Annotated in this window: 11 protein-coding genes and 1 pseudogene; 3 read left to right on the forward strand and 9 right to left on the reverse strand. The window is 45.5% G+C overall.

Annotated elements, in window-relative coordinates; translation table 11 throughout:
• Nucleotides 1–222: 222 nt before the first annotated feature.
• Nucleotides 223–1803, forward strand: coding sequence for a bifunctional metallophosphatase/5'-nucleotidase (locus tag HC026_RS06865; RefSeq protein ID WP_168925260.1), 1581 nt, complete (start codon nt 223–225; stop codon nt 1801–1803).
• A gap of 73 nt (nt 1804–1876) precedes the next feature.
• On the opposite strand, the gene rny is transcribed toward HC026_RS06865, so the two are convergent.
• From rny to HC026_RS06880, 3 genes are read right to left on the reverse strand one after another with little or no spacing between them, the layout of a single operon-like run.
• Entirely contained in the window at nt 1877–3469 is a 1593-nt protein-coding gene (gene rny / locus HC026_RS06870) for a ribonuclease Y (protein ID WP_168925261.1), read from the reverse strand.
• Nucleotides 3470–3523: 54 nt separating this feature from the next.
• Entirely contained in the window at nt 3524–4201 is a 678-nt protein-coding gene (locus HC026_RS06875) for a YoaK family protein (protein ID WP_168925262.1), read from the reverse strand.
• A gap of 45 nt (nt 4202–4246) precedes the next feature.
• The gene (locus HC026_RS06880) at nt 4247–5191 is read right to left on the reverse strand and encodes an alpha/beta hydrolase (RefSeq protein WP_240891055.1); all 945 of its coding nucleotides are present in this window, start codon (nt 5189–5191) and stop codon (nt 4247–4249) included.
• Nucleotides 5192–5343: 152 nt separating this feature from the next.
• Between HC026_RS06880 and HC026_RS06885 the strand changes: the two genes are divergently transcribed.
• Both HC026_RS06885 and HC026_RS06890 read left to right on the forward strand, forming a co-directional pair.
• Nucleotides 5344–5784: a helix-turn-helix domain-containing protein gene (locus HC026_RS06885; RefSeq protein ID WP_168925263.1), complete on the forward strand. Its 441-nt coding sequence runs from the start codon at nt 5344–5346 to the stop codon at nt 5782–5784.
• Between the two features lie 62 nt (nt 5785–5846).
• Nucleotides 5847–6695, forward strand: coding sequence for an SAM-dependent methyltransferase (locus HC026_RS06890; RefSeq protein ID WP_168925264.1), 849 nt, complete (start codon nt 5847–5849; stop codon nt 6693–6695).
• A 57-nt stretch (nt 6696–6752) separates the two neighbouring features.
• On the opposite strand, the pseudogene HC026_RS06895 reads toward HC026_RS06890, so the two are convergent.
• The 6 genes and pseudogenes from HC026_RS06895 to HC026_RS06920 all read right to left on the reverse strand — a co-directional run bounded on the left by HC026_RS06895 (nt 6753) and on the right by HC026_RS06920 (nt 14858).
• Nucleotides 6753–9010: pseudogene (locus HC026_RS06895) on the reverse strand (glycoside hydrolase family 65 protein).
• Nucleotides 9011–9061: 51 nt separating this feature from the next.
• A complete protein-coding gene (locus HC026_RS06900; protein WP_168925265.1) occupies nt 9062–10477 on the reverse strand; it encodes an SLC45 family MFS transporter in 1416 nt (471 codons plus the stop codon).
• Nucleotides 10478–10733: 256 nt separating this feature from the next.
• On the reverse strand, nt 10734–11696 hold the full coding sequence (locus HC026_RS06905; RefSeq protein ID WP_168925266.1) for a LacI family DNA-binding transcriptional regulator: 963 nt from the start codon (nt 11694–11696) through the stop codon (nt 10734–10736).
• Nucleotides 11697–11885: 189 nt separating this feature from the next.
• Nucleotides 11886–12962, reverse strand: coding sequence for a 3-dehydroquinate synthase (aroB, locus tag HC026_RS06910; protein ID WP_168925267.1), 1077 nt, complete (start codon nt 12960–12962; stop codon nt 11886–11888).
• A 1-nt stretch (nt 12963) separates the two neighbouring features.
• The gene (aroF, locus tag HC026_RS06915) at nt 12964–13980 is read right to left on the reverse strand and encodes a 3-deoxy-7-phosphoheptulonate synthase (RefSeq protein WP_168925268.1); all 1017 of its coding nucleotides are present in this window, start codon (nt 13978–13980) and stop codon (nt 12964–12966) included.
• An 11-nt stretch (nt 13981–13991) separates the two neighbouring features.
• On the reverse strand, nt 13992–14858 hold the full coding sequence (locus HC026_RS06920) for a shikimate dehydrogenase (protein ID WP_168925269.1): 867 nt from the start codon (nt 14856–14858) through the stop codon (nt 13992–13994).
• Nucleotides 14859–15010: the final 152 nt, after the last annotated feature.

A 15010-nucleotide genomic window follows, 5' to 3' on the forward strand; every position in this document is an offset into this window, starting at 1 on the left:
TAGAGACTGGAGCCTAACGGGAGAGAGACAAAAATCCTGGGCTTGGATTTATGGTTCTCTCCTGTTAGGTGCAAGTCTCTGCTTGCTGAAGCCCAACTAGGCAATATCACCGAGATTCATAATCTGTACTACCGCATACCCCAAAATTCTCCCAGGTTGCTATCGCACCAGAAAAAACTTATAATTTTATGTAATATTAGAAACCGCATTGGAGGAAACGACATGGTCACACTTACGATTCTTTCAACTAGCGATACGCACGGCTTCATTTTTCCAACCAATTACGTTAAGCCCCGGGCACACATGCCCTTTGGCCTCATCCGAGCTGCAACGGTACTGGCCTCCGAACAAGAGTCTGCACCGGGACCAGTAATCACCATTGATGATGGTGATTTTTTGGCTGGTTCTCCGCTAGCCTACTATGTCGCACGGGTGCAACCACACTCAGATCCGCAACCGCTGATCAGAATTTATAATCAAATCCATTACGATGCCGAAATTTTAGGGAATCATGAATTTGATTATGGTACTGATTATTTGGAACGTGCTCTGAATGCCAGTGATCGCCCAGTTGTGAATGCAAATATTCTTGACGGTTCCGGTCGGCCGCTATTTGGCCAGCAATACCGGATTATTGAACGCAATGGTGTTAAAATTGCCATTGTTGGGCTCACCACTCGTGCCGTTCTGCAGTGGAAAAATCATGATAATGTGAGCGAAGATGTTCATTTTCATACGGCGGTTTCAGTGGCCAAAGAATTAGTCCCATGGCTAAAGAAAATAGTTGATGTTGTGATTGTCTGTTACCACGGCGGTTTTGAACGCAATTTAAGGACTGGTAAATTAATTGAATCACTGAGTAACGGTGAAAACGAAGCTTATCAACTGCTCTCAGAGGTCAAGGGTATCGACGCGCTAATCACCGGCCATCAACACCGAAAACTTGCTACCAGCGTTTTCGGTGTACCAGTGACGCAACCTGGCTATCGCGGAGAAGCAGTGGGCAAAATCGTACTCAAACTCGCCCCATCACCAGATGGCGGATACGTTGTAGCTGATAAGAGCGCCCGACTAATTGAAACTAAAGATGCAGAATTTGACCGGAACATTGCAATCTACAGCCATCAGTTGGATAAAAAAGTGGACCACTGGCTGGCCGAACCCTTAGCCCAGATAGATGGTGACTTGACCTTCAAAAGCGCTCAGAAGGCCAGAATGAAGGAAACTGCTTATACCGAATTCATTCAGCGTGTTCAGATGACAACCATGGGAGCAGACATCTCTGCGACTTCACTCTTCAATAATGAAGGCCACGGGTTCGAAAATCCCATCACCATGCGCAATATTATGACTAATTATGTCTATCCAGACGGCCTCGCCTTAGAGTCCGTGACGGGCAAAGAGCTGAAGGCTGCCCTTGAAAAAGCTGCCACTTATTTCACGCTTAATTTAAATCATGAAATCGTTGTTAATCCCGCATTTTATTCACCGAAATTACGCCATTATAATTATGATATGTACGAGGGTATTGACTACCGAATCAACGTGGCAAAACCCGTTGGTCATCGCATCGACAAACTGCTTTTCAAGGGGCAGCCCGTCACTGATGAGCAGACTTTCAAGTTGGCATTAAACCGTTACCGTGCAGGTGGTGGCGGTCACTACGATATGTTCCGTGCCGATAAAATCATTTCCGAAAATAAAACGCCAATGAGCCAGTTGATTGCTGACTATCTCAGATCTCACTCCGTTATTAAAGCAACGGTAGATCATAATTTTGAAGTTGTTAACGAACCGGAATGAAAACGAAAAAGCGCTATCCCACAAAATAGGATAGCGCTTTTTAGCTGGACACTCTTATAAACGTGTTCAAACTCTACGCACGTTTCTTTTTCTTCTTTTTACCCGGCTTATCACCAACGTATTCAACGGCTCGTAATTCACGAATCGTTGTTACCTTGATTTTACCCGGATAGGTCAATTCGTTTTCAATCTGGTTCTTCACGTTTTCAGTCAATTCTTCACTGGCCTTGTCGTCCAAAACCTTTGGCTGTACAACGATACGAATCTCACGGCCAGCTTGAATAGCATAACTTTCCTGAACGCCTTTTTGGTCATTAGCGATCTTTTCCAGGCTGTGAAGTCGATTGATATATTCTTCAACGGATTCACTTCTGGCACCAGGACGTGAGCCTGAAACGGCATCCGCAATGGCAACCAGAATTGAAATTGGCGAAGTAACTTCGACGTCCCCATGATGAGAAGCAATCGCGTTAACAACGATCGGGTCTTCACCATAAGCTTTGGCCAAAGCCACCCCAAGTTCCACGTGAGTTCCCTCAATTTCATGGTCAATAGCTTTACCGATATCATGCAGCAATCCCGCTCGTTTAGCAACACGAACGTCCATGCCTAATTCAGCAGCCATCACGCCAGCCATCTGAGCCACTTCAATGGAGTGATTCAATACGTTTTGACCATATGAAGTTCTAAACTTCAATCGACCAATTATTTTCATAAAGTCCGGGTGCATAAAGCCAATCTTTAACATGCTAACCGTCCGTTCACCAGTCTGGCGAAGGTCTTTAAGCACTTCATTTTGAGCAGTTTGCACCTGTTTTTCAATTGCAGCGGCCGTAATTTTACGGGAAGCCAACAAGCTCTCAATAGCAATACGCGTAGTCTCACGCCGAATCGGATCATGGGTACTGATCAGCAGTAAGTTCGGCTGCTCAGGATCAAAGACCAAGTCGGTACCAGTCAGTGATTCCAATAAGCGAATATGCTGACCATCACGGCCAATCAACTTGCTCTTAGTCTCATTGGTCGGTACCAGAACTGAGTGTTCTGCGTGCTCACGAGGCCAGTCGACTGGTCCGCGCTGAATCGATTCAATAATCAGATTACGAGCAGCTTTGTCCGCCGATGCCTCAGCGTTATCAGTTAACTCACGGACCGTGACATCCTCTTCCTGCTCAAGGTTCCGAGCAGTTTCTAGCCGAATGTGATCCTTCGCTTCGCTGGTGGTTAACTCAGCTCGCTTAGCGACTTCATTTTGACGATCAACGAATAACTGACGCGCCTGACTCTTGGTTTCGTTTAGATGAGTCTGGTCATCATTCAGCACAGACTGCGTTTCTTCAATGGCTGCCTGCCGCTGATTTAGCCGTTCTTCCATCTGCTTCAAAGTAACCTGACGCTGTTCAGTCCGTCTTTGACGGTTCTCGGTCTCTGTCTGCTGATCTGCCAGCTCGGCTTCTGTTGATTGCCGATCCGCTTGAATCTTTGCTTTCGCTTCAGTGAGATATTTTGTTGCTTGCTGTTCCGCGTCTTTTCGCGCGGACTCCCGAAGTGCCGCTGCCTGCCGGGTTGCTTCATCAACTTCGCGCTGGTGCTTTTGACGGCGAACAAGAAATCCGCCCAGCACTCCAATCACGAGGGTAACAGCCACGATGATTGTTTCAATCATGTCGGCACTTCCTCTCAATTTATAGTTTCGATATACGTTTGTTATTATACGCTATTACGCGTCATTTCTAAAGCTACTGGTCAGGTAAATAACCACTAAACCAGCCGCGTTGATAACCAGAACGGCCCACAAGACCAAATCCGAGCTAATTAATATGCAGGTCATCGCTGATAGGCCGGCGCCCGCAATAAACATCGCCATTGTTGCAGCCAGCCATAGAAACTTGGAACAATCAGCATGATCATGATCAATTAACCAGTGATACAGTGCCACCATCATATTCTTAGTGTTCCCCGTCATAATGCCATTATTGACCGTGGTACCCTTTACTTCGCGAAAACTGGTCAGTTCATACCCTGAAAGCCAGCCCAAAATAAAAATCATTACCAGTTCACTGAACCATTCCTGTCCCAGCGAAACAATGAGCAGTGTCACGGCCACGACGCCCATCAGCCATAGGTAGCGCTGCCTTAAATTGGGTTTATGATTTAGCCAGCTTAAAGCAGCCTGTGCCACAAAACAGCCCAGTGCAAACCCGATCCAAATCGGCAGGCATACCCAGGCTTCGCTAAAGCCGCCACGAGCAAACTTCACCGCAAAAACAATCAGATTACCAGTCTGCGCGCTGGCAAAGGTTTCATTATGAGCGATATACGTGTACGCATCAACAGCTCCCATAGAGAAGGTGGCTAGAAATGTGAGCCAGCTAAACGATTGACGATTGGTGGTCATCGTAACATCCCCTTAAAAAGGTTTCTGGCTAGATTATATCATCAACTAATGAAAGTACCGGTCCAGAAACGCTTTAACGGTATTTCGGTACAGTGCTGGCGCGTGTTCGTATGACTTGGCGTGCTTCGCGCCACTGACTAATAGCAGCCGTTTAGGTCCCTTATCTGCTCGATACAGCGGATAAACCATCCGGGTTGGCACGAACGTATCATTAGTCCCGTGAATAAACAGCATCGGTTTATGATTTTGGGCAACCTGTTTCAGCGCGCTAGCCTGCTTAAAGGTGTAGCCGTTTTTGAGGTAATTAATACCGCTGACCACAGGTACTAACGGGTATTCCGGGATATTGTACATTGATTTAGCCTGGTATTTAATTTCATCGTAAACACTGGTATAGCCGCAGTCTTCAATGTAGGCTTTCACCTGTTTAGGCGTCTTTTCACCGCTGACCATCATGGTAGTAGCACCGCCCATACTAGTTCCGAACATCACTATTTGTGATTGGGAACCATTTCTCCGAATGACCTGCTTGATCCATTTCAAATAGTCTAACCGATCAGGCCAGCCGTAGCCGATGTAGTTCCCCTGACTCTTACCTGCACCACGATCATCTGGTAACAGTACGTTGTACCCCAACTCGTGAAACAACCCTGCGTATTCCCCCATTTTGTCACTGCTGCCACCAAACCCGTGGGCAATAACAATGGTTTTCTTGGTCTGTTTACTGGCTGGCACATAATTGGCAACTAATTTGAGGTGCTTAGTCGCTGAAGTTTCGTGCCAGACCAGCTTCTTCGTCCCGCGGTACCAAACCTTCTCACGGTATAACGGGTCACTCTTCTTAATGGCATTACTATTATTAATAAACGTTTTTTTACCACGGGCAACCGCCATACTATAGAAGTAATATCCCGCTGAACTGATTCCGATACAAACCACACCGACTACGATCAAAATTCCAACCAGCCAGTGCTTTAAATGCTTATTCACTTTCCCTGCACCCCATTCTTCTAAAGTATACGGGGTATATCATACCATATGGTTCGCCCCTCTTAAATTAAGCGTCGTTCCAGCGTAAAATAAAAACTCAAACCCACAAAACGCTCCGTTAGGTATACAATAGTACATAAGAGGTGATGTGCATGTTTTCCGAACGACTCCGGGCGTTGCGCCGTGGTCAGGATTTAACGCTGGGCCAGTTGGCAACCGCCTTAAATCAATTATTTAAACCAGATAAAGAACACCAGAATACCGCGGCTCAAATTGGTAATTGGGAGCGTGGCATCCGTGTACCTTCCTATATGGAAGTCCGTAAGTTAGCTGAATTTTTTGACGTTACAATGGACTACCTTGCCGGAAAATCCGAACGTGATGAATACGATTTGGATCGCCTATTTCTGTCCGGTAAGGAACTAAAATTTGGTGACAAAACGTTATCTTCCGATGACCGTTACGCGATTTACCAACTGATGAACGGCTATATTCACGGCCGTTCTCGTCGCTTAACTACCGATGATGAAGATACGCCCATTACCCACCAAGAATCACTGGAACTTGGGCTTGATACCGATAAACAACAATAATTTGAAACGCGTCATTCGGTTTTTTCGGTCGAATGACGCGTTTGTGTCTGGGGGACTCCTTTTTGAATCCAAAACAAAAAAAGAAACTGCTGAAGCGCGCACGCAGCCAGCACCTTGTTAAACCATCCGGCTACATTGCTGCCATGGAGCGATACAACGATTTGTTTGCTAAATTTCCAACCATTAAACTGCTGATCAATAACGTTCTGCAAGCTGACCGGCTGCTTAAACAGGGCCTTTTACCGCAAACCCTACCGAAACTTTTGCTGCCTGATGATACTCAAGACGTCATTTTCAAACAACTCAACGAGACATTTCCAGTTGGTGATCCTGAAGGCGATAAACTCTGGAACCAATTATCCGACGCGCTGCCCGATCTGGACAAGAAGTTACGCAGTTTTCGCGATTATTTAGAAGACACCTATGGCATGTGGGCCTACATTTCGGCACCGGTTGCCAAAGATTTGGCTGACTTTGTTAACGGCCGACCGGCACTGGAAGTGATGGCTGGTAACGGCTACGTTTCAAAAGGCCTACGCGATAATGGCCAAACTGTGATCACTACCGATTCCAAGGACTGGACCAAGGAAAACGAAACCGGCAAACACCCCGTAACTGAAGTCGAACAGCTGACCGCCAGTGAAGCATTTACCAAATACCAGAGTCAAGTCGATGTTATCATCATGGTTTGGTCGCCAGATGGGCTGGATATCGACTGGAAACTGCTGCAGCAGATTCGGGCTGCCGACAAAGATTACGACTTTATCGTCATTGGCGAAAAGGATGGCGCAACCGATTCAAAGATTTTCTGGCAGAACGCCAAACTGCCAGATACGCCTGAGGTTAAGGCACTGAATAAGCACTTCAATCAGTTTGACCTGATTCACGATCAAATCTATCTCGTTAAATAAAAGAAGCTGAGAAATTAATTCTCAGCTTCTTTATTCGTTCGTAGGAGTAAATTCAAATTAAGCTTTCAGTTCAACCTGCTTACCCGCTAAATCAAGGGTAATTGGGTCACCCGACAAGAGTGTTAATTTTGTCCCATTTTGATCGACTCGAACTTGGATTGAACGGCCCCGGAACTGGATCCGGAACTGATAACTGTTCCACTTCTTAGGGAGGAAGGGTGCGAAGTGTAATTGATCCTTGCGGACCCGCATACCAGCAAACCCTTGAACGATAGCTAACCAGCCACCGGTCATAGAGGTAATATGCAACCCATCGACCGTGTCGTTATTGTAGTTATCCAGATCCAAACGAGCAGTCCGTTCATACATTTCAACGGCTTTATCTTCATAGTGAAGATCCGAAGCCAAAATAGAATGGATAGCGGCGGACAAACTTGATTCGTGAACCGTTAATGGTTCATAGAAATCAAAGTTAGCCTTCTTTTGTTCCGGCGTAAAGTCATCGATAAAGTCCCAGACACCTTGCAAAACATCGCCTTGCTTGATATAAGGTGAGCGCAGAATCTTATCCCATGACCAGTGCTGGTTAATTGGTAACTGATCAGCTGGAATGGAAGAAACCGGCTTAATGTCTTTGTCCAAAAAGCCATCATGCTGGACGAAGATGCCAAACTTCTTATCTTCTGGTAAATAGAAGCGGTCGACAATGTCTTGCCAGTGCTTCTTTTCATCATCAGTAACAGCTAATTTTTTAGCAACTTCTGGTGAAACTTCCTGCAAGATTTCCAAGGTATACTTCAGCGTCCACTTAGCCAAGTAGTTCGTGTACCAATTGTTATCAACGTTGTTTTCGTACTCGTCAGGACCAGTAACACCGTGGATCATGTACTTTTGATTACGTTCGCTAAAGTGAACCCGATCAGCCCAGAACCGAGAAATTTCGGTGAGGACCTTACTGCCTTCGTTTAAGACATAGCTCTTATCGCCCGTGTAGCGAGTGTAATTATAAATAGCAAAGGCAATATCGCCATTCCGGTGAATTTCTTCAAACGTGATTTCCCACTCGTTGTGACATTCAATTCCGTTAAAGGTCACCATTGGGAATAAGGCACCTTTAAGGCCTTGTTCCTTAGCGTTAACATAGGCACCATCTAATTGCTGGTAACGGTACATCAGCAAACTACGTGTCACTTTTGGATCCGTAATTCCCAGGTAAACGGGAACGGCAAATGCTTCGGTATCCCAGTATGTGGCACCACCGTACTTTTCACCGGTAAAGCCTTTAGGCCCGATATTCAGGCGGCTATCTTCACCATAATAAGTAGAGAACAGCTGGAACAGGTTGAAGCGAATCCCCTGCTGCGATTCAGTATCGCCATCGATTTCAACGTCCGACTTTTCCCAACGGTCAGCCCAGATCTTAGCATGGGCAGCAAACAAATCATCGTAAGAAGTGGCCGTTACCTTTGCACTAAGATCATTCATCGCTGCTTCCAGTTGAGCTTGCGTATCGTAGTCGCGAGAAGTCACAACGGTGATACGCTTAATGATCGTGGTACTTTGGTTGGGTTTTAGTTCACCGCTAAATTGGTTGACAACTTCTTTGTCGTTTGGCTGATCAACTTTTTCCGCTGCTAAGCCGGTTTCGTTGGTCATCTTAACACCAACGGTAAACCGCGGCGTGCCAAATGGATTTTCTTTGGTAATGGCAACGATTGCGCCATCGGTTGTATTCTGTTCCGTTTTAAGAACGTCCCAGAACCGTTCGTCATAGTTAGCGTCCTCGTTTTGAACGTCCGCATCCATCGCTGACTTAAAGGTAATCTTGACGGCATCGCTACTCTTGTTGGTAGCAGTGACGCGAATACCAACTAACTCTTTGTTAGCGACACTGATAAACCGTTCTAAGTTTAACGCAATGGCGTGACCGTTCTTGGTGACTGTAAAGGAACGGGTCAGCTTGGACTGCTTCATATCGAGGTTTAATTCGAAGTCCGAAACTTTATCCTTTGCTAAATCGATGGGCTCACCATCAATCAAAACGTTTAGTTTAATAAAATTGATGGCGTTAATAACTTTACCAAAATACTTAGGGTAGCCGTTCTTCCACCAGCCCACCCGGGTCTTATCTGGGAACCAGACACCGCCAAGGTAAATTCCCTTTAAAGTGTCTCCTGAGTAGTCTTCTTCAAAAAAGCCGCGCATTCCCATGTATTCGTTACCTAAACTAGTCATGGATTCTTGAAGACGCTTGTCTTCAGGATCTAATTGATGAGTAACAATATTCCAGGGGTGACTTCAAATGTTCGTTTCATATTAGTCCTCCTTGATTACTTACGTATTGTGTGTGATAAAATTCCTTCAAATTAGTCTTCGGCATCTGCTGGTTCTTCTTCAGCATCAGACTTGCGAGCCCAAACTTCCTTCACAATGCCAACACTTAAAGCACCGAGAATCATGAAGATTCCTGAGAGCAGTAACATCGTTGGCATGTGTGAACCTAACAATGGGAACAGGGCGAAACTAGCAATCGAAGCAACGATTTGCGGCAAGCAAATACTGCTGTTGAACAGGCCCAAGTAAGTCCCCATGTTTTCTGAATCTTCGATGGCATTGGTCAAGAAAGTGAATGGGAAGGCGTTCATAGCAGCCCAGGCACATCCAATCAGGATAAATGAAATGACCAACGTATATTTATCATGAATAAAGAACATCGAACCGAAACCAATACCACCCATGATTAAACTCAGTGAGTAGTACAGCTTGTGGTGGTTGTTGCCAACCCGTGAAAGAACCAGTGCCCAGATAACGGCAGCAATGGCTTGAACGGCTGACATCACACCGTACCAGTTACCAGCAGCTTGATAGCCTGCTGAGGCAACGTTGGCTGTATGCCAGACGTTGTCAGCAATGGCACCAGTTGAGTAGGTCCAAAGGTATTGGAAGCCCATCCAGCAGAAGAATTGAACCACGGAAACGGTCCAGAAAATCTTTGGCGCGGTCTTTAATGCTTCAAAGATACCCTTCTTTTTGCTGTCATCAGCAATACCATGATACTTAGCATAGGTAACTGGATCGTATTCTTTAACCCGGAAAACCGTTAGTAAGCAGCAAAGTAACAGAATAATGGCACCGGCATAAAACGACCAAACAACTGAGTTAGGAACGGTCCCCTTCTTAGCCACGTTAGCAATTCCCAACGCGGTCAAAGCGTATGGAAAGATACTTGCTAATAAGGCACCGGCGTTTGATGCGAAACTTTGAATCGAGTAACCAAAACCCTTTTGCTTTTCGTTAACCATGTCACCAATCATCATCTTAAATGGCTGCATCGCAACGTTAGATGAAAGGTCCATGAACAGCAACGTAATGGCACCAAACCAAAGTGCGGCCAGCGATCCATAACCGAAACCAAGACTACCAGCATTTGGCAGCAGGAACATGACAATCATGGCAACTACGGCACCAATCAATAAATAAGGGATTCGACGACCTAGTTTAGGCATCCAAGTCCGATCTGAGAAATAGCCGACTAACGGCTGAACAATCATCCCAGCCAGCGGTGGCAGAATGAAGAAGAAACCTAAATTATTAGGGTCAGCACCAATGGTTTGGAAGATCCGCCCCATGTTAGTGCTTTGAAGTTGAAACGCCATTTGCACGCCCAGAAACCCGAAATTGATCAGGAAGATAGTGCTCGTGGGTAATGATGGCAATAAGTCTTTTTTGGGTGCAGCCGCTTTGGCTGTCCCATTTGTGACATCAGATGCTGATTGTGCCATATTGAATTCCTCCTCAAAATAGATTAAATAATTGCAAACGCTTTCTACAAAAACTATTATGCAACCGTTTCCACTTTGATGCAACCGGTTGCATTAAGCTTTTAAAGAAAAGCGAAATCAGAAATTCCGCCCTAGCCTATTCTGGTGGGCTTCAATCCAATTTCACTTTTTTTCAAAAAAATTGACGTTTAATGTGCTTTTCACTGCTAACTACACAAGCACGCTTAACCCCGCTACATTAGTTGTTTCAGGCAACTTACCGTTCAATCGTAAAGGGGATTATTTCTGATTTTTTATCTGGATCCATAAGCACACGAACAGCTGCTGCCCCCATACTTTGGGGATAGAGTTCAACAAAGCGAACCGAAGGCCCCATCAGCAGATTATTGGTTCGATTCCGGTTAAAACAAATCAAGGGAACACTCCGATCAAGGTGCCGCCACAGTAGCTGATAAATCATTTGTCCCAATGTATCATCAGCGGTCACGATACCATCGATGGTCTGTCTGGTCATCAAGAATTGTGCCACGGCATCATCCAGCTTCATTTGACCCTTTTCGGATATTTTTAGCACTTCAGAAGGAATGTTTGCCGCTGCCATCGCCTGTTGAAACCCTAATCGCCGCTTGCGCTCGAAACCTTGCTCTGGTTCAGATTCTACAAACAGCGTCCGACTGGCGTTAAACTTTTTCAGCATATATTCACCGGCCTTTTGCCCCGCTAACTGATTATTGTTATTCACAAATTTCTCGTCGTCAGCATTGGGATCCCCAATGACTACGTAGGCCACTTTTTGGGCTCTTAATAGCTTAATGATTGGGTCGTTTTTCTTGGAATATAGCAACACGAAGTAACGGATCAGCCCCTGAGTGATCAGTGCTGAAACGTTGGCAGCTAATTCTGCCATCGTATTGGCAATCGCCACTGACAACACACCGTTTCTCGGCCGTAATTCTCGGTTGATGCCCATTAAGATATCAACGTAGAACGGATTAGCAGCTGAACTCATTTCACCAGGCGGAAACACAACCCCAATCGCGTTAGAGACACCATTGGTTAAATTCTTAGCGTTGTAGTTGGGCAAGTAGCCCATTTCATCAGCGATTGCTTTGATTTTATCCCTGGTCTTCTGACTGATCTTGGGATGGTTATTCAACGCACGGGACGCTGTCGACACTGACACGCCGGCACGCTTAGCAATATCTCGAATTGTAACCATGGCGACCCTTCCCTTCACTTTTCTCCATTGTATCAGAAAACTAACGATTCGTATTGAAAGTACCAGGGATACAAAAAATTATGAGGCGTTCATTCCCCAGAATTTTTTAAACTATTTCAAATTTTCACAAAATGTCCTTCACGCTATAACAACGCCTTCCCAAACATTGTTACCACGCGTTATCAATGACTAATCAGCCATTGATAAATGTAAAAATGATGCAATTTCACTACTTGGAATCGACTTGATCTTAGGTTGTCCGATGGCCGTCAGATAAACTAAATTCAAGTGTCCATGCCGGTTCTTCTTGTCGTTTTTGACCTTGTCTAACACAAGCGGTGAGGTCAATAACTCATCCGTTACCGGCAAACCAACAGCCGCAAAGCGATCGCGTAATTTTGCGGTGATGCCCTTTTCCGCTAAACCAGCGTTTTCAAACACTCGCATAATTGCTACGGTCCCAATGCTGACTGCTTCGCCATGACGCAGGCCGCCATCAGCCAACGCTTCAACCGCGTGGCCAATCGTGTGCCCAAAGTTCAATAACTGACGAGTACCGCTTTCCGTTTCGTCAGCCATCACCACCGACGCCTTATAGTGAATCGAACGTGCGCTCAATTCTGGCGAGTGGATAATCAAATCAGCCGGACTATTAATGGTCTCGATGAGTTGCCAAAAGTCACCACCTTCCAGTGCGGCGGTCTTCACGATTTCGCCATAACCTTCAACCAAGTCACGCTGTTTCATGGTGGCTAAGGTATCCGGATCAACAATCACTAAATCTGGTTCGTAAAAAGCGCCAATAATATTCTTAATGTTATCTAAATCAACTGCGGTTTTACCGCCTACTGAACTGTCCACCTGTGCCAACAATGATGTCGGTATTTGGATAAATGACAGTCCTCGCATATATGTGGCAGCTAGTAAACCAGCCAAATCACCAGTGACCCCGCCACCTAATGCGATAACACTATCGTCACGGTTAAAGGCATCGTTAGCCATTTGCCGTGCCAAATCAGCCAGAACTGTCAATGACTTTGAAGCTTCACCAGCTGGAAAAACGTAGCGGTGAACATCGAAGCCGGCCGACGTTAACGAATCAGTAACCTGTTTTTGATACAACGGTGCCACATTGTCATCGCTGACCAGCGCAATTTTTCGTGCTGACCACTGTTTTGAAACCAGTTCACCGACCCGTTTTAGCAGGCCGCGATCAATTAATACATCATACTTTGTCTCTGGTAACGTCACAGAAACAGTTGTCATTCTAGCGCCCCGCTTCCGCTTGTTCTTGTGGCATTTCCGTTAATAATTCACGAATAGCAAATGCTTTGTCGGATAATTCTTTGAATTCGTTTGGCTTCAAAGCTTGCGGACCATCTGAAAGCGCGTGAGCCGGATCATCATGGATTTCAACCACTAATCCCGAAGCACCCGCTGCAACACCAGCTAAAGCTAACGGTGTCACGAATTCAGTGTGACCTGAAGCATGGCTTGGGTCGATGATCACTGGGTAATGGGTCAGCTTTTGAAGTACTGGCACAACGCCAACATCCAAAGTGTTCCGGGTGTATTTGTTATCGAATGTTCGGATACCGCGTTCAGCAATCATAATATTGTGGTTACCACCAGCAGCAATGTATTCAGAAGCGTTTAAAATGTCGTCAACCGTTGCTGACATCCCCCGCTTCAGCATGACAGGGATATTGGTTTTACCAACTGCTTTTAATAGTGAGAAGTTTTGCATGTTACGGGCACCAATTTGGAAAATATCTGTGTATTTAGCAACCAGTTTAACGTGCTCGTCATCCATAACCTCGGTCAGAACATCCATGTTGTATTGGTCGGCAGCCTTGCGTAAGAACTTCAGGCCATCTTCGCCCAATCCTTGGAATGAGTATGGTGAGGTCCGTGGCTTGTATGCACCACCACGGAGAATTGTTGAACCATTGGCTTTGGCAACCGCAGCCATCTTCATCACGTGTTCTTCTGACTCAACGGAACAAGGGCCAGCCATCATTGTAAAATTATCACCGCCGATGATGCTGTGCTTTGTTTTAATCACTGTATCTTCTGGATGAAACTCTCGGCTACCTTGAACTGCCTTTGGAACACTGTCGATTAATTCAACGGCGGCAACGCGTTCGCTATCCGATAAATCAGCGGCTGTAATACCTTGGACAGCTACACGATTATTATGGACAAAGACATCATTAGTATTTCCGAAGTGCTGCTGAAGTTCTGCAATAGTGGTTTGGTCGTCATTTTTTAATACAATAATCATATTTATCATCCTCACTTTTTGGTGTGTTCTAATTGTTGTGTAATTGCGTCTTTAACTTTTTCAATTGGCATTTGCTGATGTGTCCAGCGATTAAAGGAATCCGCTGCTTGCTGTACCAACATGCCAAGACCGTTCATCGTACGACATCCTTGCTGCTTAGCCTGGGCTAAGAATGGTGTTTCAAGCGGTGCATAGATTACATCGGCAACCATCTGTCCGGAATGAAGAACTTTCATTACCGGTGGTGAAACTGGGCTGCGTTTATCGTCTGCCATACCAAGATTAGTGGTATTGACAATAACGTCGGCCTCCTGAAGAACTGCAGTCATTTGAGCCTCATCCTCATATGGCAATACTCGAATTCGATCCGACCAACCGGCTAATCGTTGCTTCAATTCATTAAACGTACTGTTTTGCCGCTTAAAGACGGTTACTTCAGCGCCTTCGTTGGCCGTTGCTAGGATAATTGCTCTACCGGCACCACCAGCTCCTAACACCGCTACTTGCTTACCTTTCACATTGATCTGCTCATCCCGTAATGCATGAATGAACCCCTCACCGTCCGTACTGTCACCAACTAAATGACCCTCTTGGTTAATGACGGTGTTAACGGCCCCCAGTTGTTTAGCCACCGGAGTCAGCTCATCGAGAAATTCAATAATTTGCTGCTTATATGGCATCGACACGTTAATACCTAGAATCGGCAGCGCTCGCAGCGATTGGACAGCGGTTTTGAACTGTGACTGTTCAACGTCGAATGCGAGGTAAACGCTGTTGATGCCTAAAGCTTGAAAACTCATATTGTGAATTAGCGGTGACAAACTGTGCCGCGCAGGCTTAGCGATAAAACCATATAAACTCGTATGTGCATCAACCAATTTGTCACCTCCTTAAAATTGTTAATCAAAATAAAAACGTCTCGTAATGTCTTGTTTTCACAAAACACTGCGAGACGTTTTGACGTCGAATTTATAACAACGGAGTTTTCCGTGTCACACAGTGTTTTGAAAACTTTCTGTGTGACCGGCAA

It is taken from the genome of Secundilactobacillus angelensis, from assembly GCF_012641075.1.
Classification (GTDB): Bacteria; Bacillota; Bacilli; order Lactobacillales; family Lactobacillaceae; genus Secundilactobacillus; species Secundilactobacillus angelensis.

What these genes read in the sequence shown, in the direction of transcription:
- rny (WP_168925261.1), bottom strand. Translation starts at nt 3,469, where the DNA reads ATGATTGAAACAATCATCGTGGCTGTTACCCTCGTGATTGGAGTGCTG.
- aroB (WP_168925267.1), bottom strand. Translation starts at nt 12,962, where the DNA reads ATGACAACTGTTTCTGTGACGTTACCAGAGACAAAGTATGATGTATTA.
- HC026_RS06875 (WP_168925262.1), bottom strand. Translation starts at nt 4,201, where the DNA reads ATGACCACCAATCGTCAATCGTTTAGCTGGCTCACATTTCTAGCCACC.
- HC026_RS06900 (WP_168925265.1), bottom strand. Translation starts at nt 10,477, where the DNA reads ATGGCACAATCAGCATCTGATGTCACAAATGGGACAGCCAAAGCGGCT.
- HC026_RS06865 (WP_168925260.1), top strand. Translation starts at nt 223, where the DNA reads ATGGTCACACTTACGATTCTTTCAACTAGCGATACGCACGGCTTCATT.
- aroF (WP_168925268.1), bottom strand. Translation starts at nt 13,980, where the DNA reads ATGATTATTGTATTAAAAAATGACGACCAAACCACTATTGCAGAACTT.
- HC026_RS06885 (WP_168925263.1), top strand. Translation starts at nt 5,344, where the DNA reads ATGTTTTCCGAACGACTCCGGGCGTTGCGCCGTGGTCAGGATTTAACG.
- HC026_RS06905 (WP_168925266.1), bottom strand. Translation starts at nt 11,696, where the DNA reads ATGGTTACAATTCGAGATATTGCTAAGCGTGCCGGCGTGTCAGTGTCG.